The sequence below is a fragment of the Oribacterium sp. P9 genome, assembly GCF_046365365.1.
In the GTDB taxonomy this organism is placed as follows: domain Bacteria; phylum Bacillota; class Clostridia; order Lachnospirales; family Lachnospiraceae; genus Oribacterium.
In genome coordinates, this window is record NZ_JBKEIS010000010.1 from 68,098 (window position 1) to 77,862 (window position 9,765).

Sequence of the window (9,765 nt, forward strand, 5' to 3'; positions counted from 1 at the left end):
CATAAAGCGGCAAAACCGTAAACGCCTAAGAGTTTACGGTTTTGTGATGATTCTGTGTCTTGTTTTTTAATATTTAAATCGTGATGAGGCCCTTTTCCAGCATCTTCTGTACGGACATCATGATGCCGAGCTTTCCGTGGTACCAGGTGAGGCCGCCCTGGAAGTAGACGTTGTACGGTGCACGGATCGGACCGTCGGCAGAGAGCTCGATGGAGCTGCCCTGAACGAAGGCGCCGGCTGCCATGATGACCTTACTGTCGTAGCCCGGCATATCGTCCGGATACGGGGTGACGAAGCTGTCGATCGGTGCGGCTGCCTGGATGCCCTGGCAGAACGCGACCATGGCCTCCTCGGAGCCGAGGGTGATGGCCTGGATGATGTCGTAGCGGGTGGTGTCTGCACTCGGGTGGCACTGGAAGCCTAAGCGCTCATACACCTTTGCAGCGAAGATGGCGGTTTTCTCAGCATTGGCCGTGATGACCGGGGACATGAAGAGGCCCTGGTAGAACAGCTTGTTGTTATCGAGGGAAGCACCGACCTCCTTACCGAGGCCCGGGGTCGTGAGGCGTACGGCTGCACGCTCCACGCAGTCCTTCGTGCCGGCGATGTAGCCGCCGAGTGGCGCGAGTCCGCCGCCCGGGTTCTTGATGAGGGAGCCCACGACCATGTCGGCTCCGTACAGGGACGGCTCCTCACGGCGGGTGAACTCACCGTAGCAGTTATCGACCATGCAGATCACGTCCGGCTTGATGGACTTCACGAAGGCAATGAGCTCGCCGATGCGCTCCGGAGAGAAGGTATCCCGGCTTGCGTAGCCCTTCGAGCGCTGGATCTCGACGAGATGCGTACGCTCGTTGATGGCGGCACGGATGCCGTCGTAGTCGAAGCCGCCGTCCGGCAGCAGGTCGACCTGACGGTACGTGATGCCGTACTCGGCGAGGCTGCCGGTGGATGGGCGGATGCCGATGATCTCCTCGAGGGTGTCATACGGGCCGCCGGCCGGACAGAGGATCTCGTCCCCCGGACGGGTGTTGCCGGCGAGGGCGATGCCGAGGGCGTGTGTGCCGGAGGTGATCTGTGAGCGGACGAGTGCATCCTCGGTGCCGAAGACATTGGCATACACCTGCTCGAGGGTATCTCGACCGATATCGTCGTAGCCGTAGCCGGTGGTGCCATAGAGATGCGCCTCGGATACGTGCGCGTCCTGGAAGGCCTTCACGACCTTCAGCTGATTGTACTCGGCGATGCTGTCGATCTCTGCAAAGCGATCGCGGAGGTCGGCGAGGGCCTCCTCACAGAGTGTATATACTTCTTCCTTTATGCCCAGTGCACGGAACATGTCTCGATTATCCATTCTACTATCTTTTCCTTCTTATATTCAAAATTCTGGAGCTCGATCCAGTGGACGTCGCGTTCGCGGCGAAACCAGGTGAGCTGGCGCTTCGCATAATTCCGCGAGTTCTGCTGAATCTTAGCGACAGCCTGAGCCATTATAACACGATTCTCCGGGGTTTCAAGCGGAAGGGCCCGGAGTTCCGCCTCGGAAACCACGGATTTCGAGGCTTCTTCGACGGAAATCCCCTTCTGATACGCGAGGATCGTGTCGAGCGCCGCGAGGACCTCGCGGTAGCCGATCCCCTTCATCGAGGTGCGCTCCGGCGGCAGGTTTCGGGCACGGAGCCGGATGCACTCGTCGAGGAGGCCGTCCGACAGCATCCCCTCGACGCGCTGGTTGATGCGCGCGTAGAGCTTCTCCCGTTCGTCATTCAGGACGAAGAAGACACTGTCGTAGATGGCGGTCTTCGCCCTCTCCTCTTCGTTATGGGCAGAGATCGGGGTGCCGTGGAGCTCGTAGAAGCTGAGGGCACGGATCACGCGGCGTATATTGTGGGCGTGGATCTTTTCGGTCGACGCCGGGTCGACCTCACGGAGGCGCTCGTAGAGCTGCTCTGCTCCGCCCGGCTGGTCGGCGATCGCCTGGAGGCGGGCCGATACTTCCTGATGCTTCGTAGCATCCTCTTCCGTGAAGTCGATGCCATAGAGAAGCGCCTGGATATAGAAGCCGGTACCGCCGACGAGGATCGGGATATGGCCGCGCCGGTAGATGCCGTCGATGGCTTCCGACGCCATCTGCTGGAAGGCCTGCACGTCATAATCGGTGTCGACGTCGATGACGTCGATGAGGTGGTGCGGAACACCCTCCATCTCCTGCTTCGTCACCTTCGCAGAGCCGATGTCGAGACCGAGGTAGACCTGGACGGAGTCCGCCGAGACGATCTCACCGTCGAGCGCTTTCCCGAGCGCCACCGAGGTGCTCGTCTTCCCTACGGCGGTCGGGCCGGCGAGGATGATGAGCGGTCTCTTCGCAATGTTGATATTCATAGCCTGCTTCCTTTCGGTGGGCCGGAGGGCTTCCTGCGGCCCGCCTTACATGAATGTCTGGTATTCAGACAATTCTTTTAAACTTCTTCTCGAGCTCTGTCTTCGACATGGAGATGATCGTCGGGCGGCCGTGCGGGCAGGCGTACGGGTTCTCGAGGGTCAGGAGCTCGCCGATGAGGGCGTCGGCTTCCATGAGGCTCAGTTTATTGTTGCCCTTGACGGCGGCCTTGCAGGACATCGAGGCGATTTTGTCGTAGATGGTATCCGGGGTCGTCATGCCGGCTTCGTCCGTGAGCTCGTCGAGGATCTCGAGGAGGAGTTCCTTCTTGCTGAGCTCCGGAAGGTCGGTCGGGATGGCGGAGATGCTGTAGTCACGATCCCCGAGGCTGGAAATCACATAGCCGAGCTGCTCAAAGTAGCTCATGTGCTCCTCGAGGACACGGGCTTCGTCGGCGGTCAGGGTCAGAAGAATCGGTGGATTCAGGTACTGGCTGGCCGGCTTCTTCTCGCGGAGGCGCTTCATCATGCGCTCGAAGTTCACCTTCTCGTGGGCGGCGTGCTGGTCGATGATGTAGAGCTTATCACCGTACTCGACGAGCCAGTAGGTCTCGAAGACCTGCCCGATGATGCGATGCGCGGTGCGCGCCTGTTCACTGAGGAAGCGCTCCGAAAACAGGGTTTCCTGCTCCGGCTTCTGTGACGCAGGTGCGGGTGCAGCGGTCTCCGGCGACGTAGATGGCGCTGGTGCTTCTGCGGTGGTCTCCGATAACGCGGATAATGCAACGTCGGCAGAGGTACTCTTCTCTTCCGAAGAGGCAGAAATCGCAGATGCATCGGTCGCATCCTTCACATCGTGCGCCACCGAAACAGCGCTCGTTCCAGCGGCTGCCTGAATGTCCTTCGTAACTGAAACATCATCTGTTGAAAGACGTTCAGCAACAGTAGCTTTCTGTTCTCGTGCGGCAGTCATGGTATCAGACGGTGTGGTCACGGCACACGGCATCTCCGCTTCGCTTCTGCGCTCATGGAGTCCGTCATGGCTTCCGCTGTTGCCGTTGCGTGGCTGTCCCTGGAGGTAGATGTCCTCCTTCGGGGCGGCGTCCGGGTGCAGCTGCGGACGGAGGGCTTCCGCGAAGACTTCACGAGTCGCCTCCACGCGCTTCTTTTCGAACGGCTCGACATGTGGCATGACCGGGGGTTTCGGCACGGCACTTCCGCTGCCAGTCGAAGTGGCGGCGTGTGCGCCTCTGCCGTCGGCAGCATTGTCCAGATCCGTGTTTACGATCAGCTCCGTCTGGCGGAGGGCGTTCTGCACGGCGTCGAGGACGGAGTTATAGATGAGCATGCCGTCGGAGAAGCGCACCTCGAGCTTCTGCGGGTGGACGTTCACATCGACGATCTCCGGATTCACGTCGATCATCAGCACGACGAACGGGAACTTGTGCTGCATGAGGAAGGCGCGGTAGCCGTCCTCGATCGCCTTCATGATCATCGGGTTCTTCACGAAGCGCTCGTTCACGAAATAGAGCTCGAAGTTGCGGTTCGCGCGGGTGATCACAGGCTTTCCGATGAAGCCGCGGACGGTGACCGCCGGGAGTCCGGTGAGGGCCGAGCGCTGGTAGGCGCGGTTCACGGTGATGAGCTGGTTCGTGACGTCGCGGCCGTAGATCGAGTAGACCACGTCCAGGAGGGAGCCGTTGCCAAGCGTCGCGAGGAGCTGGCGGCCGTCCTGCAGGTAGCGGAAAGCGACCTCCGGGTGGGCCAATGCTTCTTTCTCCAGGATATCCTGGATCCGGGCCGCTTCGGCCTGCGGACTTTTCAGGAATTTACGGCGCGCCGGGACGTTTTTAAAGAGATCCCGCACGATGAAGGTCGTGCCGTCGGGTGCGCCGATCTGGGCGAAATCCTTCTCGACACCGCCTTCGATCTGGTAATGCACAGCCATGAGGGCACCCGGGGTCTTCGTGATCAGCTCGACGCGGGCGACACTGGCGATGGAGGCGAGGGCCTCACCGCGGAAGCCGAGTGTCTGGATACTGAGGAGGTCGCGGGCATCGCGGATCTTTGAGGTGGCATGGCGGACGAAGGCATTACGCACATCCTCCTCTGCGATGCCGCCGCCGTTATCCGTCACACGGATCATGGAGATGCCGCCGTCGTGGATCTCGACCGAGACCGCGGTGCTGCCAGCATCGATGGCGTTCTCGAGGAGCTCCTTCACGACACTGAGCGGCCGCTCGATCACCTCGCCAGCCGCAATCTGATTGATGGTCTCATCACTTAAAATGTTGATTTTCATGTGTCAATCCTCGATTCATAGAGTCGGAGTCCTGATGGCTCCCGGAAGTCACCGGGGTCAGACCCCCTTGTGGATAGATTCAAGGGGGCATAAACGATAGAAGTGGGTCTGACCCCTTGGCCTCCCGATAGTTTACGGTCGGAGCTGCATTAACTCCCGGAAGTTACTGGGGTCAGACCCCCGAATGGCTGAATTTACGGGACTCAGGCCGTAAAGCGTGGGTCTGACCCCTTGGCCTCGCGGACATGTTATGACAGCTGGAAGCGGTCCTTTAGTTCGTAGAGGGTGTTCATGGCGTCGAGCGGGGTCATGTGGTTGATGTCGATGCTGCGGAGGTAGTCGAGGGCGTCGCGGATCGATGCCGGGAGTGCCGGTTCGGTACCTGCCGCACCAGCTGGTGTCGTTGCACCTGCCGGGGCTGTGCCGTCGGCTGTGGAGCCAGCTGCTCCGCGCGTAGCCTCGGGCATCCGCTCTGCGACCATGCCGTTCGGCGCATCCCCTGCGCCGAACAGGAGGTCGCTGTCCGCGCCGGCGCCGCTCTCCTCGAGCGCGAGGCTTTCCTGACGGAAGCCTGGCTCGCAGTCGAGCTCGCGCGCCTTCGCGAGGATATCCGCGTCGCTGAGCTCCGCGGCGATCTCCTTCGCCCGCTCGATGACCGGGCGCGGCACGCCGGCGAGGCTCGCCACGTCGATGCCGTACGACTGGTCGGCGCCCCCAGGGATGATCTTCCGGAGGAACACGATATCCTGATCGTGGTTGGTGACCGCGATACAGTAGTTGTTGACGCCGTCCAGCCGTCCCTCGAGCTCGGTGAGCTCGTGATAATGCGTGGCGAAGAGAGTCTTCGCCCGAACGACCTTCGCGATGTACTCGACCACGGCCCAGGCGATGCTGAGGCCGTCGAAGGTCGAGGTACCGCGACCGATCTCATCGAGGATCAGCAGCGACTTCGTCGTCGCATTCCGAAGGATATTCGCCACCTCGTTCATCTCCACCATGAAGGTCGACTGACCAGACGCGAGGTCGTCGCTCGCGCCGACCCGCGTGAAGATACGATCGCAGATCGAGATATCCGCATGGCTAGCCGGCACGAAGGAGCCGATGCTCGCCATCAGCACGATCAGCGCCACCTGCCGCATGTAGGTCGATTTACCGGCCATGTTCGGCCCGGTGATGATGGCGATCCGGTCCGCCGCATCGTCGAGGCGGGTATCATTGGTCACAAACATCCCATCCTGGAGCAGCTTCTCGATGACCGGATGACGCCCATCCCGGATCTCGATACGGCCCGCCTCGTTGATCTCCGGACGACAGTAGTTGTTGCTCGTCGCGACCTTCGACAGCGAGATCAGACAGTCGAGCAGCGCCACATAGTGCGAGGTCTTCTGCACGCGCTGCACATTCTCCGCGATGGTATCGCGCACATCGCAGAAAAGCTCGTACTCGAGCTGGTGCAGCTTCTCCTCCGCACCGAGGATCTCATTCTGTAGCTTCTCGAGCTCCTCCGTCGTGTAGCGCTCCGCGCCCGTCAGGGTCTGCTTCCGGATATAGTCCGCCGGCACGAGGTCCTTGAAGCTGTTCGTCACCTCGATACAGTAGCCGAAGATACGGTTAAACTTCACCTTCAGGGTCTTGATCCCCGTGCGCTCCCGCTCCCGCTGCTCGAGCTCCGCAAGCCACTGCTTGCCGTTCAGCTTCGACTGCATGTAGCGGTCCGCCTCCGCGTGGTAGCCCTCGCGGATGATGCCGCCATCACGGCTCGACACCGGCGGATCCTCCACGATCGCCTGGTCGATGCGCTGGTAGAGCTCCTGCATCTCGTCGATGCCCTCATAGATCTCCTTCATAAGCGGTGACTGGAAGAGCCCGAGCTCCTGCCGGATATCCGGCAGCATACGAAGCGACTGCTTGAAGGCGATGAGATCCCGCGGATTCGCCGTCTTATAGCAGATCTTTCCGAGCAGACGCTCGAAATCGTAGACGGTGTTCAGGTACTCGGACATCTCCTCCCGGTCGATATAGTGCCCGCAGAGCTCCTCGATCGCGTCCTGCCGCGCGAGGATCTGCGCACGGTCGATCAGCGGCTGCTCGAGGAAACGGCGGAGCATACGTGCCCCCATCGCCGTCCGGGTCTTGTCGAGGACCCAGAGCAGCGTCCCGCGCTTTTTCTTCTCCCGCATCGTCTCGATCAGCTCGAGATTCCGCTGGGTCGCTGTGTCGATGATCATGTACTGGCTGCTAGCGTAGTAGCGGATGTTCGAGATATGCGCGACGCTGTTCTTCTGCGTCTCATAGACATAGTGCAGTGCCGCCGCAGCACTCAGGCGCGATAGATCCCGGTCCGCGAGGCCGATTCCCTGAATGCTCGCATGGAAGTGCTCCTCGAGCAGCTTCGTCGCCGCCTCATCCTTATACACCCCATCCTCGAGCTCCGTGATGATCAGATTGAAGCGCTCCTTGATGAAATCCGTATCCGCGCCCGAGATCATAAACGCCTGATTACACACGATCTCCGCCGGCTGGAAGCGGCTCAGCTCATCGAGCACCTCCTTCACCGTGCCGCAGGTCGTCGTCAGAAACTCGCCGGTCGACACATCGACGCTGCTCACGCCGAAGCCCGACGCATCGTAGAAGATGCTCATGAGGAAGTTGTTCTTCGTCTCATCGAGTCCCTGCTCGGCGGTCAATGTTCCCGGTGTCACCACGCGGATGACCCCTCGCTTCACGAGTCCCTTCGCAAGCTTCGGATCCTCGAGCTGTTCCGCGATGGCCACCTTATAGCCCGCACCCACGAGACGCGTCACATAGCTGTCCGCCGCATGAAACGGGATGCCGCACATCGGTGCCCGCTCCGCCTGTCCGCAGTCCTTCCCGGTCAGCACCAGATCCAGCACCGACGACGCGGTCTTCGCATCCTCATAGAACATCTCGTAGAAATCGCCGATCCGATAAAAGAGGATGCAGTCCGGATACTGCTTCTTGGTTTCGAGGTACTCCGCCATCATCGGCGACAACTTTTTCTCAGCCATCTGTTTCCTTTCGCTGCCTGCGCCCCGCAGGCCAATGCACACATCTGTCTTCCGCCCGTCACTGTTGAAACGTCGTTAAGTCAAGACGTAGCTCGGCGGACAGCAGCCGGAAGCCATACGTAGAGACCGTGTGAAATCAAGTCAGGTCCCCTTAGCGGCACTTGGTATATATCCATGCGCCTTTGGCGCGTGGATGCCCCCGGGCGGCGAGGCCGTTTTGCCACCTTGGTGGCAAAATCAAGCGACGATGCCCGCGCCGTAGGCGCATCTAATGGCATCGTCTCCTTGCGTCATTTTCCTTAGCACCCTCTAGCAACGCTGAGTTTTCATGAAGAAAACTCAGCGATTGCAGAGGGCCTAGTGCCGCTTAGGGTCCCTGACTTAGATTGAACCGGTCTCGCAGTACTGTGCTTCCGACTGCCGTCCGACGAGCTCGCCGAAGTAGTAGAAGCCCTTCGACTCCGTAAGCTTCACCATCTGCATGGTGCCGATCAGCTCCTTCGGGCCCGGGAAGTGCACGAGCACGCTGTTCGAGAGGCGTCCCGTGAGGTAGCCCTCCTGGTTCTTATTCTCATCCTCAACGAGGACCTCCATGGTCTTCCCGAGGTCGCGGGTCTCGTTCGCCGCCGAGCTCTCCTGCACGATTTTAAGAAGCCGGTCGAAACGGTCCTTCACGTCCTCCTCCGGCACCTGCTCGTAGCTCGCCGCCGGTGTGCCCGTCCGCTTACTGTAGATAAAGGTGTACGCCGCGTCGAACTGCGCCTGCTGCACGACCTCCACGGTATCCTGGAAGTCTGCCTCGGTCTCGCCCGGGAAGCCCACGATGATGTCTGTGGTCAGCGCCACCTCCGGCAGCTCCCGGCGGATCTTCTCCACGAGTGCGAGGTAGCTCTCCTTCGTATAGTGCCGGTTCATGCGCTTGAGAATCGCGCTGGAGCCGGACTGCAGCGGCAGGTGAATGTGCCGCTCGATGTTCGGGTGCGTCTTCATCACCTCGATGAGCTCATCCGAGAGATCCTTCGGGTTCGAGGTCATATAGCGTACGCGCCGGAGACCCGGCAGCTCTGCCACGGCGGCGAGCAGCTCCGGGAAGCTCGTGCTGCCCGGGATGTCATTGCCATAGGAATTGACATTCTGACCGAGCAGGGTGATCTCGAGACAGCCATCCGCGATCAGCTGCTCGCACTCACGGAGGATCGCCGTCGCATTACGCGACTTCTCCCGACCACGCACGTACGGCACGATACAGTAGGTGCAGAAATTATTACAGCCGTAGCTGATGTTCACCGCGCCCTTGAAGCGGTAGCGACGGTCACTCGGCAGCTCCTCGACGATAAGCTTCGTATCCTCGAGCACCTCGAAGGTCCGCTTCCCGGTGACGAGCGTCTGGTACAGAAGCTCCGCGAGCTTGTAGACATTGTGCGTACCGAAGACGAGACGCACGTACGGATAGCGCTTCCGGATCCCCTCGACCTCGTCCTTCTCCTGCATCATGCAGCCGGTGATACCGATGATCATCCCATCGCGGCGCTCGTACTGATGCTTCAGACGGCCGACCCGACCGTACAGCTTCATGTTCGCATTCTCCCGCACCGTACAGGTCGTGAACAGCACGACATCCGCATCCCGGTCATCCTCCGTCACAGTGTAGCCGCAGCGCTCCAGGATACCGAGCAGCTTCTCACCATCCTTCGCCGACATCTGACAGCCCATGACCTCGACCATACAGTGCGCCGCATAGCCCTCCTGCTTCTTCATCTCCACGAGCTCACGGACACGGTCCATGAAATAGTACTGCCGCGCCGGCTCCTCCGCCGGTGCCTGCTCCACGATTTCTTTAAAATCTATAATGTAATCCATAAATCAAATCAACTTTCTATATTTCCAAGTATTGGTAGCAGTTCAGCCAAAGGTCCCCGGAGGACCGACAACAGACGCCATACGTAGAGACCGTGTGAAATCAAGTCAGGTCCCCTTAGCGGCACTTGGTATATATCCATGCGCCTTTGGCGCGTGGATGCCCCCGGGCGGCGAGGCCGTTTTGCCACCTTGGTG

The 9,765-nt window shown here is 60.3% G+C and carries 5 protein-coding genes; all 5 read right to left on the bottom strand.

All coding sequences use genetic code 11. The annotated features are described in order from the left end of the window. Nucleotides 1–73 precede the first annotated feature (73 nt). Nucleotides 74–1,354, bottom strand: a complete 1,281-nt coding sequence (locus tag ACK8P7_RS07565; RefSeq protein ID WP_410043607.1) for an aminotransferase class I/II-fold pyridoxal phosphate-dependent enzyme — start codon at nt 1,352–1,354, stop codon at nt 74–76. Continuing rightward, on the bottom strand, nt 1,318–2,382 hold the full coding sequence (miaA, locus tag ACK8P7_RS07570; protein WP_410043608.1) for a tRNA (adenosine(37)-N6)-dimethylallyltransferase MiaA: 1,065 nt from the start codon (nt 2,380–2,382) through the stop codon (nt 1,318–1,320). Before miaA ends, ACK8P7_RS07565 begins: the two co-directional genes overlap by 37 nt. Nucleotides 2,383–2,446: 64 nt before the next feature. After that, entirely contained in the window at nt 2,447–4,681 is a 2,235-nt protein-coding gene (mutL, locus tag ACK8P7_RS07575) for a DNA mismatch repair endonuclease MutL (RefSeq protein ID WP_410043609.1), read from the bottom strand. A 248-nt stretch (nt 4,682–4,929) separates the two neighbouring features. After that, nucleotides 4,930–7,710, bottom strand: a complete 2,781-nt coding sequence (gene mutS / locus ACK8P7_RS07580; RefSeq protein WP_410043610.1) for a DNA mismatch repair protein MutS — start codon at nt 7,708–7,710, stop codon at nt 4,930–4,932. A 381-nt stretch (nt 7,711–8,091) separates the two neighbouring features. Then, the gene (gene miaB, locus ACK8P7_RS07585; RefSeq protein WP_410043611.1) at nt 8,092–9,570 is read right to left on the bottom strand and encodes a tRNA (N6-isopentenyl adenosine(37)-C2)-methylthiotransferase MiaB; all 1,479 of its coding nucleotides are present in this window, start codon (nt 9,568–9,570) and stop codon (nt 8,092–8,094) included. Nucleotides 9,571–9,765: the final 195 nt, after the last annotated feature.